Raw genomic sequence first — 11865 nt, forward strand, 5'->3', positions numbered from 1 at the left:
CGCCTGCCATTTTTCTTCGGCGGATAAGAGTTGAGTATGCGAATTGCCCTGCTGTCCTATCGCAGTAAGGACCATTGCGGCGGACAGGGCGTCTACGTGCGCCATCTCAGCCGCGGCCTGGTCGAGCTAGGCCACGACGTCGAGGTGTTCTCCGGGCAGCCCTACCCCGAGCTGCTCGATCCGCGGGTGCGGTTGACCAAGGTGCCCAGCCTGGATCTTTACCGTGAGCCCGACCCCTTCCGGGTGCCGCGCCCCAGCGAGATCCGCGACTCGATCGATCTGCTCGAGCTGCTGACCGTGTGGACGGCGGGCTTTCCCGAACCGCGCACGTTCACCATGCGCGTGGCGCGGCTGTTGGCCGAGCGCGCGAACGACTTCGACCTGGTGCACGACAACCAGAGCCTGGGCACCGGGCTGCTGGCGATCGCCGACTCGGGCCTGCCGGTGGTTGCCACCGTGCATCACCCCATCACCCGCGACCGCGTGCTCGACGTCGCCGCCGCGCGCTGGTGGCGCAAACCGCTGGTGCACCGCTGGTACGGGTTCTCCAAAATGCAGGAGCAGGTGGCCCGCCGGATCCCCGACCTGTTGACGGTCTCGTCGTCGTCGGCCGCGGACATCGTCGCCGACTTCGGCGTCTCACGCGAACAACTGCACGTCGTGCCGCTGGGTGTGAACACCGAGCTGTTCCGGCCGGCATCCGGCCCCCGCCAACCCGGCCGCATCATCGCGATCGCCAGCGCCGACACTCCCCTGAAGGGCGTGCGGACCCTGTTGCACGCGGTTGCCAGGCTGCGCACGCGCCGAGACGTCGAATTGCGGCTGGTCGCCAAGGTTGAACCCAACGGTCCTACCCACAAACTCATCGCGGAGCTGGGAATATCGGACATCGTCCACATCACCAGCGGGCTGTCCGACGAAGCGCTCGCCGCCCTGTTCGCGTCGGCCGAGGTCGCCTGCATTCCCTCTCTCTACGAAGGGTTTTCGCTGCCCGCGGTGGAAGCCATGGCGAGCGGGACGCCGATCGTGGCCAGCCGGGTGGGCGCGCTGCCCGAAGTCCTGGGGACCGACGGCGCCTGCGCCGAGCTGGTGCCCCCGGCCGACGTCGATGCCCTGACCGGCGCGCTCGGCGAGCTGCTCGACTCGCCGGAAAAACGCCGCACCATGGGCAAGGCGGGCAGGGAGCGCGCGATCAACGTGTTCAGCTGGGAAGCGGTGGCCGCCCAGACCGTGCAGGTCTACGAGCGGGCGATCGCGCGATGCTGACGATAGATTTCGACCGGCTGCGTATCGGGCCGTCCACCAAGGTGATCGACGTGGGATGCGGGGCCGGCCGGCACGCCTTCGAGGCCTACCGGCGCGGCGCCGACGTCGTCGCCTTCGACCGCGATCCGGACGAACTGCGTTCCGTCGACACCATCCTGAAGGCGATGGCCGAGACCGGAGAGGCACCCGAGGGGGCCTCGGCGAAGGTCGTGCTCGGTGACGCGCTGAGCCTGCCGTACGCCGACGAGACGTTCGACTGCGTCATCGCCTCGGAGATCCTCGAGCACGTCCCGCAGGACGACGCCGCCATCACCGAATTGATCAGGGTCCTCAAAGTCGGTGGGACGCTGGCGGTCAGCGTCCCGCGCTGGCTTCCGGAGCGGATTTGCTGGCTGCTTTCCGACGAATACCATGCCAACGAGGGCGGGCACGTTCGCATCTACCGGGCCGACGAGTTGCGCGGCAAGATCGCGGGCGGCGGAATCGAATTGATCCACGCCCACCACGCACACGCCTTGCACTCGCCGTTCTGGTGGCTGAAATGCGCAGTGGGCGTTTCGAATTCGGACCATCCCGCCGTGACCGCCTACCACAAGCTCCTGGTGTGGGACCTGATGCAACGGCCCAAGGTGACGCAGCTGGCCGAGTCCCTGCTCAACCCGCTCGTCGGTAAGAGCGTGGTCCTGTATTTCGCGAAGTACTATGCAGCGCCGCCTGCCGCGGAAAGCGAAGCCGCCCCGGGATATTCAGTTGCGTCGAGTTAGCGTGCCGGCGATTCCGGGTATCCTCACCCCGGACCAATGCCGGCAGACCGCGAAGTCGATAGCGGCCGACCAGGAACCGTCGGGAGCCATCCCCTGGTTCGCGGGTGGCCACACCGATCCGTGGGACCACGTGGAATGCGCGATGGCGCTCACCGCAGCCGGACTGCTGGAGCCGGCGCGGGCCGCGTTCGAATGGAGCCGCCGCACGCAGCGGACCGACGGTTCCTGGCCCATCCAAATGCGCGAGGGGACAATCGAAGACGCCAACAGCGACAGCAACTTCTGCGCATACATCGCCACCGGGGTCTGGCATCACGTGTTGATCACCGGCGACAGGTCGTTCGCCGCCGAGATGTGGCCGGTGGTGCACAAGGCGATCGACTTCGTCATCGATTTGCAGTTCGGCTACGGCGAAATCGCCTGGGCCCGAAGCGAAGCCGGGCCTGTCCCGGAAGCGTTGCTGACCGGGTGCGCCAGCGTGTTCCACAGCATCCGCTGCGCGCTGGCGCTGGCCGTCCTGGTCGGGGACCCCCAGCCGGAATGGGAGTTGGCGCTCGGGCGCCTGGGCCACGCGATCGCCGTGCACCCCGAGGCGTTCACCGAGAAGGACCGCTACTCGATGGACTGGTACTACCCGATCCTGGGCGGTGCCCTGCGGGGCCCGGCGGCCGCCCGGCGGATCCGGCAGCGCTGGGACGACTTCGTGGTCGGCGGCCTCGGCATCCGCTGCGTCGACGATCGGCCCTGGGTGACCGGCGCCGAAACCTGCGAACTGGTGATGGCCCTCGACGCCATCGGCCACCGCTCCGCCGCGCACCGCCAGTTCGCCGCGATGCAGCACCTGCGCGAAGACGACGGCTCCTATTGGACCGGTTTGGTTTTCGCCGACGGCAAGCGGTGGCCCGAGGAGCGCACCACCTGGACCGGCGCGGCGGTGATCCTGGCGGCCGACGCGCTGTCGGACACCACCAAGGGCAGCGGCATCTTCCGCGGCGACGGGCTGCCCATGGGGCTGCAGACCGACTTCGACTGCGAATGCGTGGTTACCGGTCCGGGCCGGTGATTATTTCCTCACCGGCCCGACCGGCGGTGCGCTCGAGCACCCGCAGCGACCCGGTGGCCGAAACCTCCCGGAACTGACCGGAATCCATCGCGCGGCGATAGATGTAGTAGGGCGGGCGGCCGCCGTCGCGTGGGTCGGGGAACACGTCGTGGATGAGCAGGGCACCGCCGGTGTCCACCCACTTCGCCCATCCGTCGAAGTCCTCGTTCGCGGCCTTCTCGGAGTGGCCGCCGTCGATGAACAAGAACGACAGCGGTGCCCGCCACCCGCGGGCGACCACCGGCGACTTGCCCACGACGGCGACGACGTAGTCGTCGAGCCCGGCGGCGTCCAGCGTGCGGCGAAACGTCGGCAGCGTGTCGAACAGACCCGTCACGTCGTCGACCATCGAGGCGTCGTGGTACTCCCACCCGGGTTGGTGTTCCTCCGAGCCGTGGTGATGGTCGACGGTGTAGAGCACGCTGTTCGTCTGTTGCGCCGCCGCGCCGAGCAAGAGGGTGGATTTGCCGCAGTAGGTGCCGACCTCGACGCCGACGCCGCCGTCGAGGTACCGCAGCGCGGCGTCGTAGAGGGCGCGTCCCTCGTCGGGCGGCATGAAGCCCTGCACCTGCTCGGCGAGCGCAAACAAGCGCTCGGGTGACTCGGCGTCGGTGTGGCTCATGAGGCGAACCTATCCGACCGGAATTCGCCCTGCCCAAGCGGCGCGCTCGCTTTACGATCGTGCTGTGCGCGCTTTGCCTGTCCGCAAGTTGCTTGATATCGGTATGGCCGCCGTCGTCGCCGCGGCGGCGTTGACTGTGGCGCCCGCTGTGGTGCCGGTGGGGACGCCCCGGGCCGCCGCCGCGAGCTGTCCCGCCGTGCAGGTCGTCTTCGCCCGCGGACGGTTCGAGTCGCCCGGCACCGGCGCGCTCGGCAGCGCGTTCATCAGTGCGCTGCGATCCAAGGTTTCGAAGAACATCGGCGTGTATGCGGTGAAGTACGGCGCCGACACGGACGTCGACGTCGGTGCCAACGACATGAGCCATCACATCCAGGACATGGCCAACAACTGCCCGGACACCCGACTGGTGCTGGGAGGCTATTCGCTTGGTGCGGCAGTCACCGACGTGGTGCTCGCCGCGCCCATCGCCGCGTTCGGTTTCGACAGCCCGCTGCCGCCGGGCATCGACCAGCACGTTGCCGCGGTCGCGCTGTTCGGCAACGGAAGCCAGTGGGTGGGTCCGATCACGAACTTCAACCCGCTCTACAACGACCGGACCATCGAGTTGTGCCATGGTGCCGACCCCGTCTGCAACCCGGCCGACCCGAACACCTGGAAAGAGAACTGGCCGCAACACCTCGCCGGCGCGTACATCGACGCGGGCATGGCCAATCAGGCCGCCGATTTTGTCGCGGGCAAACTGTAAGCTGGCGATTCAGGCTTCGTACGTGACCTGATACCAGTGGCGTACCGGCTTGTGGCTCTTGTCCGCCTGGCCGGTGTCCGTCGCGCTGACGACGTTGACGTCCGTCACGCCCGGATTGTGGGCCTCGATGTAGCGCTCCAACTCGTGCAGCAGCGCGCCGTGGGGCTGGGCGGGGTTCGCGAGCGCCTTCGTCCTGCGTGTCTGGGCCACGCGGAGGATTATGCCGCGGCTTGGACCGTCGCGCATCCGATGCTAATGGATTGCATTACAAAGGAATTCGGATTAATGGCCGAACCCCTCGAAAGTGCAATTGGTCCGCATTTCGCGGTTAAAGGCGGCGGATTTCAGGCCGGGGTGTCGGTGCTCGAGTACACCTTGAAGTTGCGGGTGACCTGGCCACCCGCCGCGGCGGCGTGCCGCCGGGCAAGGGAAGAAGGATGGCGGCGCATCGCGTCGCGGCACTCCCGGTCCCGCCGCCGGGCCGCGACCCATGCGGGATGCGATTGAAGGAAAATGACCGTCGCGCCGTCTGCGTCCGCCATGATTCCAACTCCTCCCGAGCAATCCGCAAAAGAATGAACAATGTTTATCGGTTCGTAATTTCAGGATGCCCTGCGAATCCTGAGACCAAACCACGCGCCAAGTTGAGAATTAGCCATGAATTGCGGCGTCATCCTGAACCGGCTGGCCTGGCGATCCACACGTTAGCGGCGGCCACCGACAGAATTTTCCGTTTCGACCTAGGACGGCACCGGCTGCTAGGGTGCCTTGCTTATGCCGCAGATAGACCGCCGCCGGATGATGTTGACGACCGGGATCGGCGTGCTGGCAGCAGCGCTGCCGCTCCCCGAGGCCTGCGCCTTTCCGAGTCGACCAGACACACCCAGCGGCCAGAGCTACATCTTCCAGGACGAATTCGACGGGCCGGCCGGCTCGGCCCCCGACGCGTCCAAGTGGGCGGTGGCCAAGGCCCGCGAGACGATCAAGGACCCGACGTACTGGGAGTTGCCGGAGCACATCGGGCAGTACCGCGACGATCGCAAGAACGTGTTTCTGGACGGCAACTCCAACCTGGTGCTGCGCGCGGCCAAGGACGGGCCCACCTACTTCAGCGGCAAGGTCCAAAGCCTGTGGCGGGGCGGCGTCGGGCACACGTGGGAGGCCCGGATCAAGCTGAATTGCCTGACCGCCGGCGCCTGGCCCGCCTACTGGCTGGGCAACGACGACCAGGGCGAGATCGATGTCATGGAGTGGTACGGCAACGGTAACTGGCCCTCGGCCACCACCGTGCACGCGAAGGCGAACGGCGGCGAGTGGAAGACCCACAACATCGCGATGGACAGCGCCTGGCACACCTGGCGCACTCAGTGGGACGCGGCCGGGATCCGATTCTGGAAGGACTACTCCGACGGCGCCCAGCCCTACTTCGACGTGCCCGCCAGCTCGCTTCCGGACTGGCCGTTCAACAACCCCGGCTACGCCGTCTACCCGGTGTTCAACCTTGCGGTCGCCGGATCGGGCGGCGGCGACCCCGGGCCGGGAACCTACCCCGCGGACATGCTCATCGACTGGATCCGCGTCTGGTAGCTCAGTGGGTGAGCAGCGCCGTCGCGCTCCAGGCCCTGCCGCCGGGACGACGTGGGTCAGGCTGGGGCAACCAGGTGAGCGGGCGCATGAACATCGGTAACCGCCGGAACCGATGGGCCGCCAGATACAGCGCCTGCACCTCTACCGTGCGCCAACCGAGATCTTCGAAATAAGCCAACCCGTTCTCGGGCGCGAACTTGAACGGCGCGTTTTCCAGCATCCCGGCCATCTTCTTGTTCATCAGCCGTTTGAGGCCGGGGCCGGCGAAATCAAGCATCCACCAGGCCACCTCGGGCCGCTTGATCGCCGCCGAAAGCGACACGACGTCGCTGTCTTCCAGATACATCAACAGGCCCTCGGTCAACACCAGCGCTTTGGTCGCGCCGTCGAGGGCTTCGTCGAGGAAGGCGTCGCGGGCCTGCGGGTCGGCCAGGTCGACGGCGACCCGGGTCAACCGGCACCGTGGCGTCTGATCCGCGAGAACCTGCGTCTTTTCCTCGAGCAACTTCGGCAGGTCGGCCTCTACCCAGGTGAACTCCGGCGGCAGGTTGAGTCGGTAGGGCCGGGTGTCCAGGCCGGCGGCCAGGTTCAGCACCCGGTCGCAGCCGCCGGCGATCGCCTCGGCGATGGCGTCGTCGATGATCTTGGTCCGCGCGACGAGCCACCACCCGTTGCGTGTCGACCGCGGGACGTTGGCGACGATCGCGCGGCCGTGTTCACCGGCGAGGCGCTCGGCGAGCGGGTCGCTGAAAAGCGCGTCGGGGCGGGCGGATTCGGTGGCACGGTGCAGCGCCGTCCAGCGGGCCGTGTCCGACACATGGGTGATCGAGTGCATGGGTTCTGACAGTAGTTGGCGGATCTGACGACTCGGTCGGGGTTTTGGTGAACTGCGACGGGCGGCGGGTGCTGGTTAAGCTTGGCTGATATTCGCCCTCGGGGTGTTCAGGGAGGTGATGGGCGATGGTTTTTGCGATGGAGCCGGCCGCGGTGGGGGCCGCGGCTTCGGCCCAGGCGGAGCTGGCTGCGCAGACTGGCGCCAGCGCGGCCGCGGGTGCGCCGACGCTGTTGGGAGTCATGCCGATGGGCGCCGACGCCGATTCGGTGGCGTTCGCCGCGGCACTGGCCGCAGTGGCTGCCGCGTATGTGGCGACCGCGGGTGAGCATGCGGCCCAGCGCGGGTTGTTCTCCGACGCCCAGTCGTTGGCGGAGACCACCACCGTGGCCAGCGAGGCGACGCGCGCGGCGGCCATGACGCTGTAGCGGCAAGGGGCTTTGGTGTCGCATCCGTGGCCAACGTTTAGCCCGGAGGCCAACTACACGGCGTTGGCGTCGGGGTCAGGCCCGGCGTCCACCTTGGCCTATGGCGAGACGTTAAGCGCCGAGGCGGCGAACCTGCAGACGGTGATGGCGGCGTCGACCGCGACCGGCGCAGCGACCTATGGCGCCAGTTGGCAGGGCGCGGGTGCGACCGGCGCGGCGACCACCCAGACTGCGATGGACACCCAGCACCAACTGCTCGCCGCGGCGCTCTTGGAGAAGGTGCCGCATGTGGCGGCGGCGGCCAGTGCTCACCAGACGGCGCTGGCGTCGATGGTGACCGCTGAGCAGGCCGTGGCCAACCGGATGGAAGAATCGGCCGCCCAGAAGATCAACCCGGCCGTCTTGGGCGCGCTGACCCCGCGGATCACGGCGTTGAATCTCGAGTACTACGGGCAGATGTGGCCACGCAACGCCGGCGCGGGCGCGGCCTATGGCGCGGCGTTGCGCGCGAGTACGGCGGCGATCATGGTTCCCTTTCCGCCGGCCGTGGCTGGAGCGTCGGCGGCGGCGCCTGCCGTCGCCGCGGCGGCGTTGGCCGAAAACGAGGCCATGGCCGCCGCCGGGGCGACGATGCAGGCCAGCGAGCAAGCCGTCCAAGCGGCGATAACTCCGGCAGCAGCCGCGGCGCAGGCGGCGGCCCCGTTGGCGGCCACACAAACCCCGGCCCATACGGTGACGGCGGCCCCGCAACCGCCGGCGGGAATGTTCGCCAGGCCATCGCCGGCCGGAGGGCTTCCTGCACCGACCGCCGCCACACCCGGCCAGGGTCTAGGCCCTTCCCAGGTTCAGCAAGCATTGACCGCGCGGGCCGAAACCCTAACCCCGCCAACGGGATCGGCGCCGGGGCCGGGTGGCGTGGCCAGCGGTTATCCGGGTGCTGGATTGACCAGCTACGTCCGCCCCAAGGGCGACGGTTTTAACCCGCCGACGGCCGACCAGGCCAGCGGCGCGAGTCCCGGCATGCTCAACGCCGCCGCCTTGACCACGAGCCCGACGCTGACGACCGCTCAGCCGCTGGCCTACGTCCCGCCCGAACCACCAAGGCCAACCGTTGCCTCCACCCCGTCGCCACGGCCCCAGCTGGACCTCGGCGACACCGCCCGCACCTTGAATTCCCCACCGCCACCGCAACATCCGCCGACCTCGCCACCGCCGGCGCCCCCGCCACCTGCACCGCAAAGTGGTCCCCACGGGCCGGCTCCCGACGGCAACGGTCCGAGCAGCCCCGGCGCTCAGATGCTCGGCACCGGACCGGGCCAAGCACCCCAGGCGCCGCCCATTCCACCGCCGCTCGCTCCGCAACCGCCCGTCCCCCCGCCTCCCCCTCCATCGCCGGGCAACCCGCCGCTACGGCCTCCGTCTCCTCCGTCCTGGGCCAGCCCTCCGGTGCCGAAGTCGGTGGAGGCGGCGAAGCGGGCATATGAGGACCTCATGCGGGCTATAGAGCACCACAATTCTTGGCGGCCTGATCCCACCAATTTGGACGCGGTAAACGCATATAACCAAGAAGCGTGGACCTACAACTCTCAGAAGGCGCAACTCGAAAACCAATTAAAATCGTCGAATGCGGAATACACGCCCGCGAAAGACGCCGTACGCACGGACATACCGTCCTGGACACAGCCTGCACCTGAGCAGCCGCATCCTCCTGCACCCGATCCCAGGACGCCTACTGGTCAGCGCGGTAGCCCCATGGATGTTCCTCCCGGAACGAATGCTCCTGAGACCATCGATGGGACGTCGTTCAGCGGACACGCTCTTGACGAAATGCAAAGCGACGGCATACCGGTGAGCGTCGTACAAAATACTCTTCGGACCGGTCTGTCCGCACCGAGCTGGGGAGATAGGACCGTTTTCTACGATCCTGTCAACAATGTCAGCGTGGTCCAGGCTTCGAATGGCAGGATTGTCACTGTGAGCTTCGGGGATCTACGACCTTGACGAACGAAGAAATTTCTCGCGACCGGGTTGCCTATCTTCGGCAACTAGCACTTGACTCGCTGACAAATTACAGCGGGGGATTCGCCGGACTCGAACGGGTCGATCGTGACCTGAAGTCGATAATTCGATCTCTCGAAGAAGTCGGGGATCCATCCTGGACGAGCTCATTGCTTCGACTGTGGGGCCAGCTCGAGATCATCTACGCATCGGCACTTGCGGAAGAACGTTTCCATTTGACTCAAGACGAAGAGGCTTACCTGCACGGGATTGTCGCCAAGCTCATAGCAGAGATCCAGGGCTATGAGCTACCTTCAACCCGCAACGCCGGCAACGGGTCTTGACCGCAGGGACGATGCTCGATCGCCCGAAATAAACGCCCCACCACACCGATTGCGGGACCGTTGCACAAGCACCACCGGCTGCCGCCGCGGTCAAGTTCGAGGTAGACGGTCAGAACAGCCGTCCCACCGCCCTACTGACCCGCCTTACCTCCGGCAAACCACACGGCGGTCACCGCGCGCGTCTGGGGCGGCGGAAGGACGGCGTCGGGTGCGCCGAGTGTGCCGACCTTGACCGTCCACGCCGCCGACGAGCGGTCGATGCAACTCCCGGCGCCCTGGCTCGGCTGCCACAGCACCGCAAGGGGCCCGCCACCGTGAGGGCCACAGCCGTAGACGCCGACGTACCCGTCGGCGCGCCCGCCCCAGGCGCCGCCGTTGCGGAACAGGCACTGGGTGCCATCGTCGAGGGTCAGCGCGAACGGGTCGGGCGTCGCCGGAGCCTGCACCGGCGGCAGCGGGCCGTCATAGGTCACCCGATGCATGCTCTTGTCCCACGGATTGTCAACGCACAACAGCGATCCGGGCGTCGAGGGCCAACAGGTGCCGGCACCCGCCGCGGTCGGCGAGCAGTAGTAGACGTTGTCGGCGACGGCCGACGGCGACGGCGTCGTGCAGTCGCTGGCCTGGCCGACGTTGCCGGGTCCGGACGCCACTTGGTAACCGTTGATCGGTTCGCCGCCGGGGCCGACGGCCATGACGGTGATCTGCTGCGTGGGTGGCGGATCGGCGTTGGCGGCTACGGACGGCGTCAAAGCCGCCATCACCACGGCGGTGGGAATCAGGACAATTCGCGACACCAGGTTCACCGTGCTAAACCTCCCGTCCGGCGGGCCCCCTTTTTTGAAGCGTAGTTGTCGCGGCGCCGGTCCAGTACGGTGCGCTTATGCCCGATCGAAATCGCCGTTTTCTGCTCCGCGAACGCCCCACCGGCCGTATCGGCCCCGACACCTTCGAGTTGAGCGAGGAGGCCGTGCCCGAGCTCGCCGACGGCGAGGCGCTGGTGCGCGTCGACTGGATATCGCTCGACCCGACAAACCGGATGTGGATCAACGACACCCCGACCTACCTGCCACCGGTGGGCATCGGCGAGGTCATGCGCGCGGGCGGTCTGGGCGAGGTCGTCGCGTCGAAGAGTGCGCGGTTCCCGGTCGGGCAGCGGGTGCAGGGACTCCTCGGCTGGCAGGAGTATGCGGTGCTGTCGGACTCGGCGCTGGTGATGCCGGTCGACGTCTCCGAGGGCATTTCGCCGAGCGCCTACCTGGGCGCGCTGGGCACGACGGGGCTGACCGCGTGGGTCGGCATCCGGGACATCGGCAGGCCCAAGCAAGGTGAGACGGTCGTGGTGTCGGCCGCGGCGGGCGCGGTCGGGTCGATCGCCGGGCAACTCGCCAAGGTCGACGGCGCACGCGTCGTCGGCATCGCCGGCGGCCCCGAGAAGTGCGCCCTGCTCACCGAGCAGCTCGGCTTCGACGCGGCGGTCGACCACCGCGCCGACGACTGGGCCGCCCAGCTCGTCGCGGCGACCCCCGACGGCATCGACGTCGACTTCGAGAACGTCGGCGGCGACATCATGGACGCCGTCTTCGCGCGCCTCAACATCGGTGCCCGCGTTGCGCTTTGCGGCCTGATCTCCGGCTACAACGCGGCCGATCCGCCGCCGGGACCTCGCGCGTTCGGCAACCTGCTCGTCCAGCGCGCGACGCTGCAGGGCTTCATCGTCCTCGACCACCTGGGGCGCGCGGCGGAGGCGGCCACCGAGATCGCGGGCCTGATCGCCGGCGGCAAGCTCACCCCGCTCGAGACGGTGGTCGAGGGCTTCGAGCAGCTGCCGACGGCGATCAACATGCTCTTCGACGGCAAGAACGTCGGCAAGCTCGTGGTGAAGCTGTCGGACTAGATACATGTTTCGCATGACGGTCCAGGACGTGTTCGTGATCCGCGGTCGCGGCGCGGTGGCCACCGGCCGCGTGGAGTACGGGGAGCTGCGCGTCGGCGACCAGGTGAAGATCAACGACGGGCCGACGGTCCGGGTGGACGCTATCGAGGCTTTTCGCAAGAAAATCGACACCGCGACAACCGGTGACAACGTCGGATTGCTTTTCAAATCGCTCGACAAGAGCGATGTTGCCTCCGGGGACGTAATCACCTCGTCAGGCGCCTTTTTGGCATAAGCCGGG

The 11865-nt window shown here is 67.7% G+C and carries 15 protein-coding genes; 10 read left to right on the forward strand and 5 right to left on the reverse strand.

The window, feature by feature from the left end:
• Positions 1-36: 36 nt before the first annotated feature.
• The 3 genes from manT to mmpH are packed head-to-tail and all read left to right on the forward strand — an operon-like array spanning position 37 to position 3093.
• On the forward strand, positions 37-1266 hold the full coding sequence (gene manT / locus AC5Y4S_RS23745) for an MMP alpha-(1->4)-mannosyltransferase (protein ID WP_500035180.1): 1230 nt from the start codon (positions 37-39) through the stop codon (positions 1264-1266).
• Entirely contained in the window at positions 1260-2030 is a 771-nt protein-coding gene (locus AC5Y4S_RS23750; protein WP_500035058.1) for a class I SAM-dependent methyltransferase, read from the forward strand. The genes manT and AC5Y4S_RS23750 overlap by 7 nt, the downstream gene beginning before the upstream one ends.
• A complete protein-coding gene (gene mmpH, locus AC5Y4S_RS23755; RefSeq protein WP_500035059.1) occupies positions 2017-3093 on the forward strand; it encodes an MMP endo-(1,4)-3-O-methyl-alpha-D-mannosidase in 1077 nt (358 codons plus the stop codon). The genes AC5Y4S_RS23750 and mmpH overlap by 14 nt, the downstream gene beginning before the upstream one ends.
• Here mmpH and AC5Y4S_RS23760 read toward each other — a convergent pair.
• A complete protein-coding gene (locus AC5Y4S_RS23760; RefSeq protein ID WP_500035060.1) occupies positions 3074-3754 on the reverse strand; it encodes a class I SAM-dependent methyltransferase in 681 nt (226 codons plus the stop codon). The two genes, mmpH and AC5Y4S_RS23760, sit on opposite strands and share 20 nt — an antisense overlap.
• Positions 3755-3857: 103 nt before the next feature.
• On the opposite strand from AC5Y4S_RS23760, the gene AC5Y4S_RS23765 reads away from it, so the two are divergent.
• Positions 3858-4499 (forward strand): cutinase family protein, encoded by a 642-nt coding sequence (locus AC5Y4S_RS23765; protein ID WP_500035181.1) that lies wholly within the window; start codon positions 3858-3860, stop codon positions 4497-4499.
• 9 nt (positions 4500-4508) lie between these two features.
• On the opposite strand, the gene AC5Y4S_RS23770 is transcribed toward AC5Y4S_RS23765, so the two are convergent.
• Both AC5Y4S_RS23770 and AC5Y4S_RS23775 read right to left on the reverse strand, forming a co-directional pair.
• Positions 4509-4709: a hypothetical protein gene (locus AC5Y4S_RS23770; RefSeq protein ID WP_068182199.1), complete on the reverse strand. Its 201-nt coding sequence runs from the start codon at positions 4707-4709 to the stop codon at positions 4509-4511.
• Between the two features lie 134 nt (positions 4710-4843).
• Entirely contained in the window at positions 4844-5041 is a 198-nt protein-coding gene (locus tag AC5Y4S_RS23775; protein ID WP_500035061.1) for a hypothetical protein, read from the reverse strand.
• 232 nt (positions 5042-5273) lie between these two features.
• Here AC5Y4S_RS23775 and AC5Y4S_RS23780 point away from each other — a divergent pair, with 232 nt between their 5' ends.
• Entirely contained in the window at positions 5274-6086 is an 813-nt protein-coding gene (locus tag AC5Y4S_RS23780; RefSeq protein ID WP_500035062.1) for a glycoside hydrolase family 16 protein, read from the forward strand.
• 1 nt (position 6087) lies between these two features.
• Here the strand turns inward: AC5Y4S_RS23780 and AC5Y4S_RS23785 are convergent, their stop codons facing one another.
• Complete coding sequence (locus AC5Y4S_RS23785) at positions 6088-6933, reverse strand: class I SAM-dependent methyltransferase (protein ID WP_500035182.1); 846 nt, start codon at positions 6931-6933, stop codon at positions 6088-6090.
• Positions 6934-7046: 113 nt separating this feature from the next.
• Between AC5Y4S_RS23785 and AC5Y4S_RS23790 the strand changes: the two genes are divergently transcribed.
• The 3 genes from AC5Y4S_RS23790 to AC5Y4S_RS23800 are packed head-to-tail and all read left to right on the forward strand — an operon-like array spanning position 7047 to position 9688.
• Complete coding sequence (locus AC5Y4S_RS23790) at positions 7047-7346, forward strand: PE domain-containing protein (protein ID WP_500035063.1); 300 nt, start codon at positions 7047-7049, stop codon at positions 7344-7346.
• 15 nt (positions 7347-7361) lie between these two features.
• Entirely contained in the window at positions 7362-9347 is a 1986-nt protein-coding gene (locus tag AC5Y4S_RS23795) for a PPE domain-containing protein (RefSeq protein WP_500035064.1), read from the forward strand.
• Positions 9344-9688, forward strand: coding sequence for a hypothetical protein (locus AC5Y4S_RS23800; RefSeq protein ID WP_500035065.1), 345 nt, complete (start codon positions 9344-9346; stop codon positions 9686-9688). Before AC5Y4S_RS23795 ends, AC5Y4S_RS23800 begins: the two co-directional genes overlap by 4 nt.
• Positions 9689-9819: 131 nt before the next feature.
• On the opposite strand, the gene AC5Y4S_RS23805 is transcribed toward AC5Y4S_RS23800, so the two are convergent.
• The gene (locus AC5Y4S_RS23805; protein ID WP_500035183.1) at positions 9820-10449 is read right to left on the reverse strand and encodes a hypothetical protein; all 630 of its coding nucleotides are present in this window, start codon (positions 10447-10449) and stop codon (positions 9820-9822) included.
• Between the two features lie 122 nt (positions 10450-10571).
• On the opposite strand from AC5Y4S_RS23805, the gene AC5Y4S_RS23810 reads away from it, so the two are divergent.
• Together AC5Y4S_RS23810 and AC5Y4S_RS23815 are read left to right on the forward strand one after the other, a co-directional pair.
• On the forward strand, positions 10572-11585 hold the full coding sequence (locus AC5Y4S_RS23810; RefSeq protein WP_500035066.1) for an NADP-dependent oxidoreductase: 1014 nt from the start codon (positions 10572-10574) through the stop codon (positions 11583-11585).
• A 4-nt stretch (positions 11586-11589) separates the two neighbouring features.
• Entirely contained in the window at positions 11590-11859 is a 270-nt protein-coding gene (locus AC5Y4S_RS23815) for an EF-Tu/IF-2/RF-3 family GTPase (RefSeq protein ID WP_500035067.1), read from the forward strand.
• The last annotated feature ends 6 nt before the right edge of the window (positions 11860-11865 follow it).

The organism is Mycobacterium sp. NGS64 (genome assembly GCF_059812245.1).

Bases quoted from the DNA above. Each gene is read 5' to 3' on its own strand.
- AC5Y4S_RS23750 (WP_500035058.1), top strand. From the start codon at position 1,260: ATGCTGACGATAGATTTCGACCGGCTGCGTATCGGGCCGTCCACCAAG.
- AC5Y4S_RS23815 (WP_500035067.1), top strand. From the start codon at position 11,590: ATGTTTCGCATGACGGTCCAGGACGTGTTCGTGATCCGCGGTCGCGGC.
- AC5Y4S_RS23775 (WP_500035061.1), bottom strand. From the start codon at position 5,041: ATGGCGGACGCAGACGGCGCGACGGTCATTTTCCTTCAATCGCATCCC.
- AC5Y4S_RS23760 (WP_500035060.1), bottom strand. From the start codon at position 3,754: ATGAGCCACACCGACGCCGAGTCACCCGAGCGCTTGTTTGCGCTCGCC.
- AC5Y4S_RS23810 (WP_500035066.1), top strand. From the start codon at position 10,572: ATGCCCGATCGAAATCGCCGTTTTCTGCTCCGCGAACGCCCCACCGGC.
- manT (WP_500035180.1), top strand. From the start codon at position 37: ATGCGAATTGCCCTGCTGTCCTATCGCAGTAAGGACCATTGCGGCGGA.
- AC5Y4S_RS23765 (WP_500035181.1), top strand. From the start codon at position 3,858: ATGGCCGCCGTCGTCGCCGCGGCGGCGTTGACTGTGGCGCCCGCTGTG.
- AC5Y4S_RS23790 (WP_500035063.1), top strand. From the start codon at position 7,047: ATGGTTTTTGCGATGGAGCCGGCCGCGGTGGGGGCCGCGGCTTCGGCC.
- AC5Y4S_RS23805 (WP_500035183.1), bottom strand. From the start codon at position 10,449: ATGGCGGCTTTGACGCCGTCCGTAGCCGCCAACGCCGATCCGCCACCC.
- AC5Y4S_RS23780 (WP_500035062.1), top strand. From the start codon at position 5,274: ATGCCGCAGATAGACCGCCGCCGGATGATGTTGACGACCGGGATCGGC.